The 13,138-nt window shown below is 67.3% G+C and carries 22 protein-coding genes; 6 read left to right on the top strand and 16 right to left on the bottom strand.

The genetic code is table 11. The features are described from left to right. Positions 1–209: 209 nt before the first annotated feature. From rpmE to PAM7066_RS05085, 13 genes are all read right to left on the bottom strand, one after another. Entirely contained in the window at positions 210–431 is a 222-nt protein-coding gene (rpmE, locus tag PAM7066_RS05145) for a 50S ribosomal protein L31 (RefSeq protein ID WP_085853069.1), read from the bottom strand. 11 nt (positions 432–442) lie between these two features. Beyond that, positions 443–853 (bottom strand): 50S ribosomal protein L19, encoded by a 411-nt coding sequence (rplS, locus tag PAM7066_RS05140; RefSeq protein ID WP_085853068.1) that lies wholly within the window; start codon positions 851–853, stop codon positions 443–445. A gap of 52 nt (positions 854–905) precedes the next feature. Continuing rightward, the gene (gene trmD / locus PAM7066_RS05135; protein ID WP_085853067.1) at positions 906–1,739 is read right to left on the bottom strand and encodes a tRNA (guanosine(37)-N1)-methyltransferase TrmD; all 834 of its coding nucleotides are present in this window, start codon (positions 1,737–1,739) and stop codon (positions 906–908) included. 79 nt (positions 1,740–1,818) lie between these two features. Then, positions 1,819–1,980 carry a DUF1328 family protein gene (locus PAM7066_RS05130; RefSeq protein WP_085853066.1) on the bottom strand — a complete coding sequence of 54 codons (162 nt, stop codon included), beginning with the start codon at positions 1,978–1,980 and terminating at the stop codon, positions 1,819–1,821. Between the two features lie 76 nt (positions 1,981–2,056). After that, complete coding sequence (gene rimM / locus PAM7066_RS05125) at positions 2,057–2,560, bottom strand: ribosome maturation factor RimM (protein ID WP_085853065.1); 504 nt, start codon at positions 2,558–2,560, stop codon at positions 2,057–2,059. An 85-nt stretch (positions 2,561–2,645) separates the two neighbouring features. Further along, positions 2,646–3,032 (bottom strand): 30S ribosomal protein S16, encoded by a 387-nt coding sequence (rpsP, locus tag PAM7066_RS05120; RefSeq protein ID WP_085853064.1) that lies wholly within the window; start codon positions 3,030–3,032, stop codon positions 2,646–2,648. Position 3,033: 1 nt separating this feature from the next. Further along, entirely contained in the window at positions 3,034–3,318 is a 285-nt protein-coding gene (locus PAM7066_RS05115) for a chorismate mutase (protein ID WP_085853063.1), read from the bottom strand. Next, a complete protein-coding gene (locus tag PAM7066_RS05110; protein WP_085853062.1) occupies positions 3,315–3,851 on the bottom strand; it encodes a GNAT family N-acetyltransferase in 537 nt (178 codons plus the stop codon). The genes PAM7066_RS05115 and PAM7066_RS05110 overlap by 4 nt, the downstream gene beginning before the upstream one ends. Further along, entirely contained in the window at positions 3,848–4,375 is a 528-nt protein-coding gene (locus PAM7066_RS05105) for a GNAT family N-acetyltransferase (protein WP_245749589.1), read from the bottom strand. Before PAM7066_RS05105 ends, PAM7066_RS05110 begins: the two co-directional genes overlap by 4 nt. After that, positions 4,372–5,841 carry a signal recognition particle protein gene (ffh, locus tag PAM7066_RS05100; RefSeq protein ID WP_085853061.1) on the bottom strand — a complete coding sequence of 490 codons (1,470 nt, stop codon included), beginning with the start codon at positions 5,839–5,841 and terminating at the stop codon, positions 4,372–4,374. The genes PAM7066_RS05105 and ffh overlap by 4 nt, the downstream gene beginning before the upstream one ends. 143 nt (positions 5,842–5,984) lie before the next feature. Then, positions 5,985–6,320, bottom strand: a complete 336-nt coding sequence (locus tag PAM7066_RS05095) for a hypothetical protein (RefSeq protein WP_139214949.1) — start codon at positions 6,318–6,320, stop codon at positions 5,985–5,987. Next, positions 6,313–6,894, bottom strand: a complete 582-nt coding sequence (locus tag PAM7066_RS05090; RefSeq protein WP_085853059.1) for a hypothetical protein — start codon at positions 6,892–6,894, stop codon at positions 6,313–6,315. Before PAM7066_RS05090 ends, PAM7066_RS05095 begins: the two co-directional genes overlap by 8 nt. A gap of 66 nt (positions 6,895–6,960) precedes the next feature. Continuing rightward, positions 6,961–7,194, bottom strand: a complete 234-nt coding sequence (locus PAM7066_RS05085; protein ID WP_085853058.1) for a hypothetical protein — start codon at positions 7,192–7,194, stop codon at positions 6,961–6,963. Positions 7,195–7,304: 110 nt separating this feature from the next. Here PAM7066_RS05085 and PAM7066_RS05080 point away from each other — a divergent pair, with 110 nt between their 5' ends. Next, positions 7,305–8,189 (top strand): LysR family transcriptional regulator, encoded by an 885-nt coding sequence (locus PAM7066_RS05080; protein WP_085853057.1) that lies wholly within the window; start codon positions 7,305–7,307, stop codon positions 8,187–8,189. Here PAM7066_RS05080 and PAM7066_RS05075 read toward each other — a convergent pair. Next, positions 8,186–8,524: an ArsR/SmtB family transcription factor gene (locus PAM7066_RS05075; protein WP_085853056.1), complete on the bottom strand. Its 339-nt coding sequence runs from the start codon at positions 8,522–8,524 to the stop codon at positions 8,186–8,188. The two genes, PAM7066_RS05080 and PAM7066_RS05075, sit on opposite strands and share 4 nt — an antisense overlap. A gap of 182 nt (positions 8,525–8,706) precedes the next feature. Here PAM7066_RS05075 and PAM7066_RS05070 point away from each other — a divergent pair, with 182 nt between their 5' ends. The 5 genes from PAM7066_RS05070 (at position 8,707) to PAM7066_RS05050 (ending at position 11,316) form a co-directional block, all read left to right on the top strand. Then, the gene (locus tag PAM7066_RS05070; RefSeq protein WP_085853055.1) at positions 8,707–9,063 is read left to right on the top strand and encodes an AtpZ/AtpI family protein; all 357 of its coding nucleotides are present in this window, start codon (positions 8,707–8,709) and stop codon (positions 9,061–9,063) included. 67 nt (positions 9,064–9,130) lie between these two features. Beyond that, a complete protein-coding gene (locus tag PAM7066_RS05065; protein WP_245749599.1) occupies positions 9,131–9,841 on the top strand; it encodes a F0F1 ATP synthase subunit A in 711 nt (236 codons plus the stop codon). A gap of 61 nt (positions 9,842–9,902) precedes the next feature. After that, entirely contained in the window at positions 9,903–10,139 is a 237-nt protein-coding gene (locus PAM7066_RS05060; RefSeq protein WP_085853053.1) for a F0F1 ATP synthase subunit C, read from the top strand. A 74-nt stretch (positions 10,140–10,213) separates the two neighbouring features. Then, positions 10,214–10,759: a F0F1 ATP synthase subunit B' gene (locus PAM7066_RS05055; RefSeq protein ID WP_085853052.1), complete on the top strand. Its 546-nt coding sequence runs from the start codon at positions 10,214–10,216 to the stop codon at positions 10,757–10,759. Next, entirely contained in the window at positions 10,759–11,316 is a 558-nt protein-coding gene (locus tag PAM7066_RS05050; protein ID WP_085853051.1) for a F0F1 ATP synthase subunit B, read from the top strand. The genes PAM7066_RS05055 and PAM7066_RS05050 overlap by 1 nt, the downstream gene beginning before the upstream one ends. A gap of 143 nt (positions 11,317–11,459) precedes the next feature. On the opposite strand, the gene PAM7066_RS05045 is transcribed toward PAM7066_RS05050, so the two are convergent. Both PAM7066_RS05045 and PAM7066_RS05040 read right to left on the bottom strand, forming a co-directional pair. Beyond that, positions 11,460–12,119: a YiaD family glycine zipper/OmpA-like lipoprotein gene (locus tag PAM7066_RS05045; protein WP_085853050.1), complete on the bottom strand. Its 660-nt coding sequence runs from the start codon at positions 12,117–12,119 to the stop codon at positions 11,460–11,462. A 104-nt stretch (positions 12,120–12,223) separates the two neighbouring features. Beyond that, the gene (locus PAM7066_RS05040; protein ID WP_090928770.1) at positions 12,224–13,051 is read right to left on the bottom strand and encodes a methylated-DNA--[protein]-cysteine S-methyltransferase; all 828 of its coding nucleotides are present in this window, start codon (positions 13,049–13,051) and stop codon (positions 12,224–12,226) included. Between the last annotated feature and the right edge of the window lie 87 nt (positions 13,052–13,138).

The raw sequence follows: 13,138 nt of genomic DNA, 5'->3' as shown, positions 1-13,138 counted from the left end.
ACCGCAGCAGCACGGGGGTGGGCGAAGCCGGGCGGGTGCGGGTACTTCACTCTGGTCGAAACGATGCAATGCCATTGCGGTTATTCCGGCCCTCTGCCGGTCAGGGTCCTGATCGCAGGCCCATTCCCCATCGGGGGACGCCCCAAACGCAAGTCGCCCGCGCCACCGTCAGGTTGCGCGGGCGAGGATCCTTCAAGCCGAGGCGTCGATCAGAAGCCGAGGCCCTTGTACTTGTTTTTGAACTTCGACACGCGGCCGCCGGTATCCATCAGGCGGGTCGAGCCGCCGGTCCAGGCGGGGTGCACGGACGGGTCGATGTCCAGCGCCAACTGGTCGCCTTCCTTGCCCCAGGTGCTGCGCATCTGAACGACGTCGCCGTTGACCAGCTTGATGTCGACCACGTGGTAGTCGGGATGGGTGTCCTTTTTCATGGTCCGGCTCCTTACTTGTCGGTCTGCTGCGAGGCGGTGGAAGCGGTATCGGCCTTGGGGGCGCGATAGTTCGTCTGCTCGACGATACGGGCCGACTTGCCGCGGCGCGCGCGCAGGAAATACAGCTTCGAGCGGCGTACCTTGCCGCGACGGACGACCGTGATCGATTCCACATTGGTCGAATAGAGGGGGAACACGCGCTCCACGCCCTCGCCGAAGCTGATCTTGCGCACGGTGAACGAGCCGGCGATGCCGCGGCCGTTCTTGCGGCTGATGCAGACGCCTTCGTAGTTCTGCACACGGGTGCGGGTGCCCTCGGTGACCTTGTAGCCCACGCGGATGGTGTCGCCGGCCTTGAAGTCCGGAATTTCCTTGCCGAGCTCCTGAATCTGCTCGGCTTCGAGTTGTGCGATCAGGTCCATGCCTGTCACTCCTATCTCTGCCCAGGGTTTTCCCCCGGAGGTGTCTTGCGCCTCAGAGCTCTTGGTCTTCGCCCGGGTCCCTACCATGCGCCGCACGATAAGCCCGCCAGAGATCAGGTCGCCGTTCCTTCGTCAGCCTCTCGGCCTGGTCCCGCCGCCATTCCGCGATCTTGCCGTGATGACCCGAAAGAAGAACCTCGGGCGTCTCAAAGCCGGACCAGCTGGCGGGTTTCGTGTATTGGGGATGCTCCAGCAGATGATCGGAGAATGACTCCTCCTCCGTGCTGGCTTGATTCCCAAGCACGCGCGGTATAAGGCGCACGGCCGCGTCGATCAAGGCCTGTGCTGCGATCTCGCCCCCGGTCATCACGAAGTCGCCGAGGCTGATCTCTTCGACGTGGTGAGCCTGGAGCACGCGCTGGTCCACCCCCTCGAACCGGCCGCAAAGCAGCGTCATGCCCTGCGCGCGGCTCAGCCGTTCCGCGGTCCGCTGATCGAAGGGCCGGCCGCGGGGCGACAGGTAGATGACCGGCCATTCCTCGCGATCCGCCGGCACCCCCTGTGCCGCCACCCTCAGCGCGCGGTCGACCACGTCGGGCCGCAGGACCATGCCGGCACCCCCGCCCGTCGGCGTATCGTCGACATTGCGGTGCCTGCCCTCGCCGAAGGGACGCAGGTCGATGGGCGTCAGCCGCCAGAGGCCCTCTTGCAGCGCCTTGCCGGTCAGGCTGAGGCCGAGCGTCCCCGGAAATGCCTCGGGGAACAGGGTGATCACCCGGGCCTCCCACGCACCATGCAGGCGGGGCGCGCCGTCCATGAGGTCGCGCGGCTTGGCAGAGGCAGAGATGCTGAGGCGGCCGTGAGACCGTGAGGGCGTGTCGGACATGCCGGTTCCGGTGGCCCCGGCACGGCGTCTTGTCAAGGTCCACCGCCGCGGATCGGGTAGGGGGCAGGTGCCCCCTACCTCAGGCGATAGCGATGATCCCGAGCAGGATCAGGAGGAACGCTATCAGTGCGACGAAGATCAGGACCTTGGCGCCGGTCAGGGCGACGCCCGAAACCCGGCCGAAGCCGAGCAGCGAGGCGATGGCCGCAACGGCCAGAAGAATGAGAATTAGTTCGAGCATGGGCGCAAACCTTGGTTTGGGTGGGGCGGACGACCCGCCATTCCCACGCCAACCAAAGCCTGCCCCCTGCGGTTCCTCAGTCGTCGATCAGACCCTCGGGCGGATCGACGACGATCCGGCCAGCGGCAACGTCGACCGTCGGGACGATCGCCTTTGTGAAGGGGATCAGCAGCGTCTCGGATCGGCCGGGGGCCGAAAGCTCGAGCAGGTCGCCCCCGGGCTGTTCGACCACGCCAAGCACGCGCCCGACCTCGGCACCGCCCGTATCGACGACCTGCAAGCCGACGAGGTCCATGTGGTAGAACTCGTCCTCGTCGGGGTCGGGCAGCCGGTCGCGGGGCACGTAGAGCCGCGTGCCCTTCAGCGCCTCGGCCTCTTCGCGCGTGTTGACGCCGGTCAGACGCGCCGCAAAGCCCGCCGTCAGCGTCACGCCAAGGCGGATGTCGAAGGTGCGCCCATCCTCGGTTTCGACAGGGGAATAGGCCGCGATGGCTTCCGGCTGGGCGCAGAAGCTCTTGAGGCGGACCTCGCCTTTGACCCCGAAAGAGCCCGCAATCGCGCCGACGCAGGTGCGGCTCATGTCAAGGTCCCCGATGCGGGCGCGCTACCCGGGCGGAGGTCCGCCCGGGCGCTCGCGTATGGCCTTTGCATGGCCAAGGCGCGGATTACTCCGCGCTTTCTTCGGCGGGTGCTTCGGCCGGGGCTTCGGCGGCGGCAGCGGCCTTGTCGGCCTTCTCTTTCGCGCGCTCCTCGGCCTTCTTGCCGGGCTTGGCCTTCTCGAGGTTGGCGCGCTCTTTCTTCTCGACGACGCCGGCGGCTTCGAGGAAGCGCGAGACGCGGTCGGTGGGCTGTGCGCCGTGGGACATCCAGTACTGCACGCGCTCGAGGTTCATGATCACGCGGCGCTCGTCGCCCTTGGGCAGGAGCGGGTTATAGGTGCCGAGCTTCTCGACGAAGCGGCCGTCGCGCGCATAGCGGCTGTCGGCGGCGACGATCGAGTAGTGGGGGCGCTTCTTCGAGCCGCCACGGGCGAGCCGGATCTTCATGGACATGTCATTGTTCTCCTGAGATTTTTCTGTGGTTTTCCTTGACCCGATCGACGATCAGGCCGTGTATCTGGCGCGCGAACTCGGGGTCGAGCCCCGTTTCCGTCGCGAGCGCTTCGATGCGGGCGCGTTGCTGCGCCTCGCGGTCGGGGTCGAGGGCGGGCATCCCGCCCTTCGCCTTCAGGTCGCCGACCTTGGCGGTCTGGCGGAATCGCTCCGCTAGGGTGTGGATCAGGATCGCGTCGAGCCGGTCGATCCGCTGGCGGAGGTCGTCGAGGACAGGTTCGGTCATGCCGCGTCTCCCAGGTGGCGGAAGACGAGGGTCTCGGGCTCGGGGCGCGGGGCGGTCGCGTCCTCGGTCCCGCCGATGCGGCGGGCCACGGCGGCCGAGCGTGCGTTGTCGGGCGCCACGTACGAGACGAGGCTTGCGGGCGACAGCTCGACCCGCGTCCAGTCGAGGACGGCTGCCGCGGCCTCGGTCGCGTATCCGTGCCCCTCGTGGCCGCCATACAGCATCCAGCCGAGTTCGAGGTCGGGGAAGGCCGGGATGTCATTCAACCCGACCTGACCGACGGTCGTGCCGTTGGTCTCGATCGCCAGGGCGCCCGCGCCGGTGATGGTCCAGCCCGCGATGTCCGAGGTGAACATCGCCCAGGCGGCGTTCTCGGCGAAGGGGCCGCCCATGTGGGTGCTGCGGTCGCTGCCCATCGTGTCGCGATAGAGCGGCCAGTCGCCCAGCGTCATCGGCCGGAGCGTCAGACGCTCGGTCGTGATGGTCGGCGCGGCACCGGGGCGGCCGATCCGGGGGAAGGGGCGCGCGGTCATTGAAGCGCCTCGGGGCCGGGGTGGCGCATGATCGCAACGTCCGTCCCGTTGAACTGGAACGAGCCGTCCGGCTTGCAGCCCATGCGCGCAGCCAGGTTCATGGAGCGCGTGTTCTCGGGGGCCACAGCGCTCATCACGGTACGCCAGCCAAGGGTGTCGTAGGCGTAGGCGCGCGCGGCCGCCGCGGCGGCGAAGGCGATGCCGCGGCCCTCGGCCCCGGCATAGACGGACCAGCCGATTTCGGGTTCGGGCCATTCGTCGGGGTGGTGCAGGCCGACGAGGCCTAGGGGCGCGTCGGTCGCACGGTCGGCGACGATCCACCGGCCGTAGCCACGCAGGACCCATTGCCCGGCGGCGCCGCACAGGTGGTGCCACGCCGAGGCGCGGTCCGGCCACGGCCCGCCGACATGGCGCGACCGGTCCGAGGCGCGGAACGCGGCATGGGCGTCGAGATCGGACGCGGCCGGTGCGCGCAGCACCAGGTCGCCGACCTCGAGCCGGGGGATGGCGGCGGCGACGCTCACTTCTTCTTTCCGAAGCCCGAGAGACCCTGGGGCAGGCCGCCGGCGCCGCCGAACGGGTTCTGGCCGCCCATGCCCTTCATCTGGGCCTGAGCGGCGGCCATATCAGCCTCGGACGGGCCGCCCTTGCCCATCATCTGGCCCATCATCTTCTTCATCATGCCGCCCTTGCCCATCTTCTTCATCATGTCCGCCATCTGGCGATGCATCTTGAGAAGCTTGTTCAGGTCGGAGACTTCCATGCCCGCGCCCTGCGCGATCCGCTTCTTGCGGCTGGCCTGGAGGATCTGCGGGTTGGCGCGCTCCTTCTTGGTCATGGACTGGATCAGGGCGATCTGGCGGGTGATGACCTTGTCGTCCATCCCGGCCTCGGCGACCTGCTTCTGCATCTTGCCCATGCCGGGCATCATGCCCATCAGGCCTTCCATGCCGCCCATCTTGATCATCTGCTCAAGCTGCTGGCGCAGGTCGTTCATGTTGAACTGACCCTTCTGGAAGCGCTTCATCATGCGCTCGGCCTGCTCGGCCTCGAGCGTCTGCTGCGCCTTTTCCACGAGGGCCACGATGTCGCCCATGCCGAGGATGCGGCCGGCGATGCGCTCGGGCTCGAAGGTTTCGAGGGCGTCCATCTTTTCGCCGAGGCCGACGAAGCGGATCGGCTTGCCGGTGACCGCGCGCATGGACAGGGCGGCACCGCCGCGGCCGTCGCCGTCCATCCGGGTCAGGACGACGCCGGTGACGCCGATCTTGTCGTCGAACTCGGTCGCGACGTTCACCGCGTCCTGACCGGTCAGGCCGTCGACGACGAGGAGGGTCTCGCGCGGGTTGGTGACGTCGCGAACCTCGGCGGCCTGCTGGATCAGCTCCTGGTCGATATGAAGGCGACCTGCGGTGTCGAGCATGTAGACGTCGTAGCCGCCAAGCGAGGCCTGCGTCTTGGCGCGGCGGGCGATCTGGACGGGAGTTTCACCCTTGACGATGGGCAGGGTGTCGACGCCGATCTGGACGCCGAGAATCTGCAACTGCTCCATCGCGGCGGGGCGGTTGGTGTCGAGCGACGCCATCAGCACCCGCTTGCCGTCGCGATCCTTGAGGCGCTTGGCGAGCTTGGCGGTGGTCGTCGTCTTGCCCGAGCCCTGGAGGCCGACCATCAGGATCGGGGCAGGGGGACTGTCGATGCGCAGCTTGCCGGGGTCTTCGGTATCGCCGGCGAGGGTGTGGACCAGCTCGTCATGGACGATCTTCACGACCTGCTGGCCCGGCGTGACGGACTTCGTCACCGCCTGGCCGGTGGCCTTGTCCTGCACCCGCTTGACGAAGTCGCGGGCCACGGGAAGCGAAACGTCGGCTTCCAGAAGGGCGACGCGGACCTCGCGGAGGGCAGTCTTGACGTCCTCGTCCGACAGGGCGCCCTGCTTGGTGAGGCGGTCGAAGACGCCGGAGAGGCGCTCGGACAGGTTCTCGAACATGGCGCGGGTGCCCCCTTGGTTTCATACGGAATTCGCCCCCGCGGGCGAAACTCGCTGGCGGGGGGCGATCCCGGCAAAGCGCCGGGACCGGAAGCCTGAGACTCCCGGAAACGACGCTCAGATATGAGAGTGAGGGGCCGGTGTCAACTGCGACGCAAGTCGATCACCAGAAGCGTCGTCGCAAGAATGAAGAGCGCCAGCAGGTGCACGAGCGGCGGGCCGACGAAGAGGACGCGGGCGGCGAAACCCGTCACGGTCACCACCATCAGCGCCAACGCACCCACGGGCGCGGCGGCGGTCCAGAGGATCAGGGCGGACACCGTCTCGATCGCGCCGGCGACGTAACGCGGCCACTGGCCGAGCCCCGTTTCCGCGTAAAGCGCCACGATTGAGGGCTGGCCGAGGAGCTTTTCGATGCCGAAATAGAGGAAGACGAGCGTCAGCCCGGCGCGCAACACCGGGCCGGCGCGGTCAATCATCCTTCTTGGCGGCATTCACGACGTCGTCGAAATTGCTCGACCGCTGCTTGTCGAGATCGGCCGAGAGGGAGTTCAGGCGGTCGGTGACGCGGTTCAATTCCTCTGCAATCTCTTCCTCGCTCGTGAAATAGCCGGCCACCGCATCGCGGGCGCTGCGCAGCTTCTGCGGCGCGAAGATCGCCGTCAGCACCGTCGGCACGACCAGCGCCGCGGCGATGCCGCCGCCGATGATCGTCAGCGGCGAAACCCGCGGCGTATCGTAGCTGTCGTCGAGGTCGCGCGGATCGAGCCGGTGCGCCAGCTCGTCGAGGCTGCGCATGATGCGGCGGGTGCGGTCTTCGAGTTCGGCGGCGGTGGCGTCGTACACGTCATGCGCGCGGTCGCCGATGGTGTGGCGCGCGCCGCGGATGTGCGAGTCGGTCTTGAAGAGGCTGTCATCGAAAAGAGAGGACACGCGGTCGCCAATGGTGTGGCCAAGCCGGCGGGTGCGGTCGGGATAGGTCAGAGCTGCCGCAGCGGCCGGAAGAATGGTGGCCGCCGCGGCGAGGGCGATATTGCGGGCGGTCGGGGTCATGGCACAGCTCCTGTCAATGATTGGCAAGGAAACCATGCCCTCCCGCAATGGGTTCCGTGACCGACCTCAATGGGTGGTACCCGTGCCTTTTTCGGCGCGGAGCTCGTCGAAGATCTTCTGAACGCGGGGAGAATGCGCGCTCGTCACGTCGGCGATGCGGAAGCCGTTCGAGTCGCGGGTCTGCTGCGCGGACGCGGGGCTCGGAACCGGGTAGACGCCGGACGTCGGGGCGGTCTGCGCAAAGGCGGGCGCGGAGAGGGCGACGAGGGCGAGGGCGGTTGCTGCGATGGTGCGTTTCATGGCTAATCTCTCTTTTGTGTTAAGTAGTGAGGATCATCTAGGAAGCTGGACAAGCGCAGATAAGGCTCGTAATCCGCCGGCATCTGTTCACCAAAGCACAGACGAGAATAATGGCCATTTCGACTTGGGACGAAGTCCGCACTGCCTATCAGGTGGCGCGGATCGGTACGGTCAGCGGAGCGGCGCAGGCCCTGGGCGTGCATCACGCCACGGTGATCCGTCACATCGACGCGCTCGAGGGGCAGTTGGGCGTCAAGCTGTTCCAGCGGCACGCGCGGGGCTACACCGCGACCGAAGCCGGGCACGACCTGCTGCGCGTGGCACAGGCCACTGACGACCAGTTCGCGCAGCTCGCCGGGCGGCTGAAGGGCAAGGGCGAGGGGGTCGCGGGGGATCTGGTTGTCACGTCGCTGGAAATCCTGTCGAACCTCCTGACGCCCGCCCTCGTGGACTTCCAGCAGGCGCATCGCGATGTCACGATTCACGCGCTCCACGGCGACCGGGTGTTCCGCCTGGAATACGGCGAGGCGCATGTGGCGATCCGGGCGGGCAACGCGCCCGACGACCCTGACAACGTGGTGCAGCCCCTGGGGCGGCTCGCCTTCGCGCTCTATGCTGCGCAGAATTACCTCGATCGACACGGCCTGCCGCGCACCGATGCCGAGCTCGCCGGGCATGGTTTCGTCGGCCCCGAGGATGCCGCGTCGCGCGCGCCGTTCTACCAGTGGATGGCGCGGACGGTGCCCGAGGCGCGGACCGTTCTGCGCACGACGGAGGCGCGCGTGATGCTGGACGCGGTGCGGGCCGGGGCGGGGTTGGGGTTCTCGACGCCGTCCAATGCGAGAGGGCTGGTCGAGGTCATGCCGCCGCGCGAGGAGTGGAGCGTATCGCTTTGGCTGGTCACACATGTGGACCTGCACCGGAGCACGAAGGTGCAAAGCTTCCTGCGGCACCTCAAGAAGGCTGCCGCCGACTGGGAAGGCGTGGTGCGCTAGTCGTCCGCAGGAGGCAAAAGCCGCTCGGCGGACAGCAGGCGTTCGAGCTGGTCGAGCTCGACCGCATCGAATTGGCCGAAGCCTTGCATCCATACGCTCGCGATGCGCAGGGCGTCGGGTTCCAGCTTGCACCACACGACCCGACCACGCCGCTCCTGGCTGACGAGCCCCGCGCGGGTGAGGATCGCCAGGTGCTTCGAGATCGCGGCCAGCGAGACGGTGAAGGGGGCCGCCACATCCGTCACCGCCATGTCGTCCTCGAGCAGCATCGCAAGGATGCGGCGCCGCGTCGGGTCGGCCAGCGCGGCGAAGGCAAGGTCGAGCGGATCGGGCATGACCCTCCATCGCCGCCTCCCGCGGCGCTGACAAGCGGTTTCGCATGATGTTCAACCGGAACGTTGAATATGGCGCGGGACGGTCGCGGCAGGCAAGCCACTGACAAGCAAAGGTTTTACCTGCCTTGACGGTTCCGACCCCCCGCCATAGGGTCCGCGTCGAACGTCGAGGGGATGCCCCCATGGTGGACGAGGAGACGCGCTCCCGCATGGCGGCGCTCGAGAAGCGGCTGGCCGAGCGCAAGCGTCGCGACACGCCTCCGCCCAGCACGTCGGGGCAGGGCTATTCGGGGGCCGAAGTGGCTTACCGGATGGTCATCGAGCTCGTGACCGGATTGGTCATGGGACTTGGCATCGGGTACGGGCTGGACAGCCTGTTCGGCACAATGCCGATCTTCCTGGTGCTGTTCGTGTTCGTGGGCTTTGCGGCCGGCATCAACGTGATGCTGCGGACCGCGAAGGATGTGAAGCTGGGCGGGACGCCGCCCGATGAGACGAGGGACGACGATGGCGCAGCACGAAGCCGCGACGATAGTTGACAACGGCGCGCTCCACGCGGGCGAGATAGTCGCGCATGAGGGCGGCTCGGGCTTCAACATCCACCCGATGGACCAGTTCATCGTGCAGCCGCTGTTCTCGGACGGCGCCGTGGGCATGTTCACCCTGACCAACGCCGCGCTGTGGATGCTGATCGTCGTTCTCTGCACGGCGCTGCTGCTTGTCCTCGGCACCCGCGGCCGCTCGGTCATCCCGGGCCGTGCGCAATCGGTGGCCGAACTGGCCTACGGCTTCATCTACAAGATGGTCGAGGACGTGACGGGCCGCGATGCGGTCAAGTATTTCCCCTACATCATGACGCTGTTCATGTTCATCGTGCTGGCGAACTTCCTTGCCCTCATCCCGATGAGCTTCTCGCCGACCTCGCACATCGCCGTCACCGCGGTGCTGGCGCTGATCGTGTTCCTCGGCGTGACGATCCTGGGCTTCGTGCTGAACGGGGCGAGCTTCCTGCGCCTGTTCTGGGTCTCGTCCGCGCCGCTGGCGCTGCGCCCGATCCTCGCGATCATCGAGCTCGTGTCCTACTTCGTGCGCCCCGTCAGCCACTCCATCCGTCTTGCCGGCAACATCATGGCCGGTCACGCGGTGCTCAAGGTGTTTGCGGGCTTTGCCGGCGCGCTTGGCATCTTCTCGATCGTGCCGATCCTGGCCATCACGGCGATCTTCGCGCTCGAGGTGCTCGTGGCCTTCATCCAGGCCTACGTGTTCACCATCCTTACCTGCGTCTACCTCAAGGACGCGCTTCACCCCCATCACTAAAGTTGCGGCGCGCGGGCTCATCCGCGTGTCTCACGCCACTTCCAACCAAGGAGAGAGTTCAATGGAAGGCGATATTTCGACCCTGGGTCAGTTCATCGGTGCGGGCCTTGCGGGCCTGGGTTCCGGCATCGCGGCGCTCGGCGTCGGCAACGTTGCGGCGAACTTCCTGAACGGCGCCCTGCGCAACCCGTCGGCTGCCGCGTCGCAGACCGCCACGCTGTTCATCGGCATCGCCTTTGCCGAAGCGCTGGGGATCTTCTCGTTCCTCGTCGCGCTGCTGCTGATGTTCGCCGTCTGAGCGACGCCTGACCTCTCCGAATTCCGGGGGCCTGCATGACGGGCCCCCGGACGACCGTTTCCAGGGAGACGCCGATGGCTACCGATCCGAGAGAGTCCGTGCTGGGCGAAGGCGACGCCGTCGCCTCCGGTATGCCGCAGCTCGACCCTTCGTCCTATCCGAACCAGATCTTCTGGCTCATCATCGCGCTGGTCGCGATCTATTTCATCCTGTCGCGCGTCGCGCTGCCCCGGATCGGGGCCGTCCTGGCCGAGCGGCAGGGGACGATCACCAATGACATCGCCGCCGCCGAAGAGCTGAAGCTGAAGGCGTCCGAGGCCGAGAAGGCCTACGACAAGTCGCTGGCCGATGCCCGCGTCGAGGCAAATCGCATCGTCGAAGAGAACCGCGCCGCGCAGCAGGCCGATCTGAACCGCGCCATGGAGCGCGCGGACGCCCAGATCGCCGAGCAGCTGGCCGAAAGCGAGACCCGCATCGCCGAGATCCGCGACAGCGCCACGGCCAATGTCGAGCAGATCGCGCGCGAGACCGCCGAAGCCCTCGTCAACGCCCTTGGCGGCGAGGCCGACAGCCAGCGGATCAGCCGTGCCGTTAACGACAAGATGGGAGGAGCCGCCTGATGCGCCGTATCCTGACCGCCGCGGCCCTTGCCGCCCCGGCCCCCGCGCTTGCCGCGACGGGGCCGTTCTTCTCGCTGAACAACACCAACTTCGTCGTGTGGCTCGGTTTCCTCGTCTTCGTGGGGATCATCCTGTACTACAAGGTCCCCTCCACGCTGCTGAAGATGCTCGACAACCGCGCCGCGGGGATCAAGTCCGACCTCGCCGAGGCGCGCCAGCTGCGCGAAGAGGCGCAGACGCTGCTGGCCTCGTACGAGCGCAAGCAGAAAGAGGTGCAGGACCAGGCGCACCGCATCGTTACCTCGGCTCGCGAGGACGCGAAGGTCCAGGCCGAAGAGTCGCGGAAAGAGCTGGACCGCTCGATCGAGCGTCGCCTGGCCGCTGCGAAGGACCAGATCGCGCAGGCTGAAGACGACGCCAAGCGCCGGGTTCGCAACGAGGCCGTCGACGTCGCCGTCGCCGCCGCGCGGCAGGTTCTGAGCGAGCAGATGGACGCGAACCGGTCGGCCACGCTGGTCGACCAGTCGATCGACACGGTTGGTCGCAAGCTTCACTGACTTCGCTGTTTCATGGCAGATGGAAGGGCCTCGGCGCGCGCGCCGGGGCTTTTTCTTTCGTATCGCCACCGGCCCGACCCGAACTGAAAAGGCCCCGGCGCGGGATGCGCGACGGGGCCTTTTCGTTGCGATCGCCGGTGAGATCAGTTCGTCGGGCGGATGACCACGGCGACGCGGCGGTTCTGCTGACGGCCCTCGGCGGTGAGGTTCGACGCGATCGGCTGGTTCTCGCCATAGCCGACGGCGCGAAGACGCGCTGGCGAAACACCGTTCTGGATCAGGATCGAGCTGACGGCCTGGGCGCGACGCTCGGACAGGTCCTGGTTGTAGGCGGCGGCACCGGTATTGTCGGTGTGGCCCTGGATCTCGACGGTCGACGCGTTGTACTTCTGCAGGCTGTTGGCGAGCAGTTGCAGGTCGTCGCGCAGGCCCCCTTGCACCGCAGCGCTGTCGGTGGCGAACAGGATGTCCTGCGGCAGGCGCACGATCAGCGCATCGCCGGTGTTCTGGATCACGATGCCCGTACCCAGCTGCTGGCGCAGTTCGCGCTCCTGCGCGTCGAGGAAGGCACCGCCAGCAGCGCCGGCACCGCCGCCGACCACGGCTCCGATGGCAGCGTTGCGCAGGCGGTCATTGCTGTCGTCGGCGTCGAGCGCGGCACCGGCGAGAGCACCGCCGACCGAGCCGATCAGCGCGCCCTGACGGGTGCGGTTGGGGTCGGTGGGGCCGGTGGAGGTCACGCAGGCCGACAGCAGCAGAACGCAGGGCAGGCCAACGGCGAGCGGAGTCTTGAAGGAAATCATGAATGTCCTCTGAATTTTGCGAGACGCACATCTCGGCTTAGTAATATAGGCCAAGGCCTGCCGGTTCCCAGAGAATTCCTCGTGAACGGCGTGTTTTCGCTGCCTCAGAAGCCGGTGCGCGCGGCCTCGTCGGCCAGCAATGCGCGCTTGACCGGCAGGCCCCAGTGATACCCCCCCAACTCGCCCGACTGGCGGAGCGCCCGGTGGCAGGGGATCAGCCACGAAATCGGATTACGTCCCACGGCCGTGCCGACCGCGCGGTGCGCCTTGGGATGGCCGATGGCGCGGGCGATTTCGGAGTAGGTGGTCACGCGGCCCTCGGGGATCGCCAACAGCGCCTCCCACACCTTGATCTGGAACGGTCCGCCCATGAGGTGCAGCCGGGATTCGCCGCCTTGGGAGATGGCGGTGAAATGAGGGGCGAGCGCCGCGTCGTCCTCGACGTAGGTTGCCGCGGGCCAGCGGCCGCAGAGATCGGCAAAGGCGGCCTCGTCGCCGCTTTCCTCGGTGAAGGCGAGGCCGGCGAGGCCTTGCGGCGTCGCCATGGCCAGCATCCGTCCGAAGGGGCAGTTGGCGGAAGCATAGGCGATCGTCAGCCCCTCGCCCTTGCGGGCATAGGTGCCAGGGCTCATCGCCTCCCACCTGAGGAACAGGTCGTGCAGACGCGAGGTGCCGGAGAGGCCAAGCTCGCCGCTCGTGTCGATCAGCGTGTGCCGTTCGGCCAGCAGGCGCTTGGCGTGGCCGAGGGTCAGGAACTGCTGGAACCGCTTGGGCGATATTCCAGCCCAGCGAGAGAACAGGCGCTGGAAATGGGCGGGGCTGAGGGTCATCTCGGCCGCGATCTCTTCAAGGGTCATCTCGCGTCCCGTGTCCAGCCGCTCGATCGCCCGGCGCATCAGCTGCCAGTGGTAGTGGGTTTCGATGTTCTGCATCTGGGTCATGAGAGGAAGCTACGCCGGGTGTCCGATCGCCGCGACCTGATTCCTGCGCAATAGCTGTCATCGATCAAATACCCGACG

Origin of the sequence: Palleronia marisminoris, assembly GCF_900172315.1 — a bacterium.
GTDB lineage: Bacteria > Pseudomonadota > Alphaproteobacteria > Rhodobacterales > Rhodobacteraceae > Palleronia > Palleronia marisminoris.
This window is presented reverse-complemented; position numbering and strand designations above follow the sequence as displayed.

Excerpts from the sequence above, each read along its gene's own strand:
- PAM7066_RS05130 (WP_085853066.1), bottom strand. The coding sequence starts at position 1,980 with ATGCTCGAACTAATTCTCATTCTTCTGGCCGTTGCGGCCATCGCCTCG.
- PAM7066_RS05075 (WP_085853056.1), bottom strand. The coding sequence starts at position 8,524 with ATGCCCGATCCGCTCGACCTTGCCTTCGCCGCGCTGGCCGACCCGACG.
- PAM7066_RS05040 (WP_090928770.1), bottom strand. The coding sequence starts at position 13,051 with ATGCAGAACATCGAAACCCACTACCACTGGCAGCTGATGCGCCGGGCG.
- trmD (WP_085853067.1), bottom strand. The coding sequence starts at position 1,739 with ATGTCCGACACGCCCTCACGGTCTCACGGCCGCCTCAGCATCTCTGCC.
- PAM7066_RS05065 (WP_245749599.1), top strand. The coding sequence starts at position 9,131 with ATGGACCAGTTCATCGTGCAGCCGCTGTTCTCGGACGGCGCCGTGGGC.
- rimM (WP_085853065.1), bottom strand. The coding sequence starts at position 2,560 with ATGAGCCGCACCTGCGTCGGCGCGATTGCGGGCTCTTTCGGGGTCAAA.
- PAM7066_RS05095 (WP_139214949.1), bottom strand. The coding sequence starts at position 6,320 with ATGATTGACCGCGCCGGCCCGGTGTTGCGCGCCGGGCTGACGCTCGTC.
- PAM7066_RS05080 (WP_085853057.1), top strand. The coding sequence starts at position 7,305 with ATGGCCATTTCGACTTGGGACGAAGTCCGCACTGCCTATCAGGTGGCG.
- rpmE (WP_085853069.1), bottom strand. The coding sequence starts at position 431 with ATGAAAAAGGACACCCATCCCGACTACCACGTGGTCGACATCAAGCTG.
- PAM7066_RS05055 (WP_085853052.1), top strand. The coding sequence starts at position 10,214 with ATGGCTACCGATCCGAGAGAGTCCGTGCTGGGCGAAGGCGACGCCGTC.
- rpsP (WP_085853064.1), bottom strand. The coding sequence starts at position 3,032 with ATGTCCATGAAGATCCGGCTCGCCCGTGGCGGCTCGAAGAAGCGCCCC.
- rplS (WP_085853068.1), bottom strand. The coding sequence starts at position 853 with ATGGACCTGATCGCACAACTCGAAGCCGAGCAGATTCAGGAGCTCGGC.
- PAM7066_RS05110 (WP_085853062.1), bottom strand. The coding sequence starts at position 3,851 with ATGACCGCGCGCCCCTTCCCCCGGATCGGCCGCCCCGGTGCCGCGCCG.
- ffh (WP_085853061.1), bottom strand. The coding sequence starts at position 5,841 with ATGTTCGAGAACCTGTCCGAGCGCCTCTCCGGCGTCTTCGACCGCCTC.
- PAM7066_RS05045 (WP_085853050.1), bottom strand. The coding sequence starts at position 12,119 with ATGATTTCCTTCAAGACTCCGCTCGCCGTTGGCCTGCCCTGCGTTCTG.
- PAM7066_RS05115 (WP_085853063.1), bottom strand. The coding sequence starts at position 3,318 with ATGACCGAACCTGTCCTCGACGACCTCCGCCAGCGGATCGACCGGCTC.
- PAM7066_RS05090 (WP_085853059.1), bottom strand. The coding sequence starts at position 6,894 with ATGACCCCGACCGCCCGCAATATCGCCCTCGCCGCGGCGGCCACCATT.
- PAM7066_RS05070 (WP_085853055.1), top strand. The coding sequence starts at position 8,707 with ATGGTGGACGAGGAGACGCGCTCCCGCATGGCGGCGCTCGAGAAGCGG.
- PAM7066_RS05085 (WP_085853058.1), bottom strand. The coding sequence starts at position 7,194 with ATGAAACGCACCATCGCAGCAACCGCCCTCGCCCTCGTCGCCCTCTCC.
- PAM7066_RS05050 (WP_085853051.1), top strand. The coding sequence starts at position 10,759 with ATGCGCCGTATCCTGACCGCCGCGGCCCTTGCCGCCCCGGCCCCCGCG.
- PAM7066_RS05060 (WP_085853053.1), top strand. The coding sequence starts at position 9,903 with ATGGAAGGCGATATTTCGACCCTGGGTCAGTTCATCGGTGCGGGCCTT.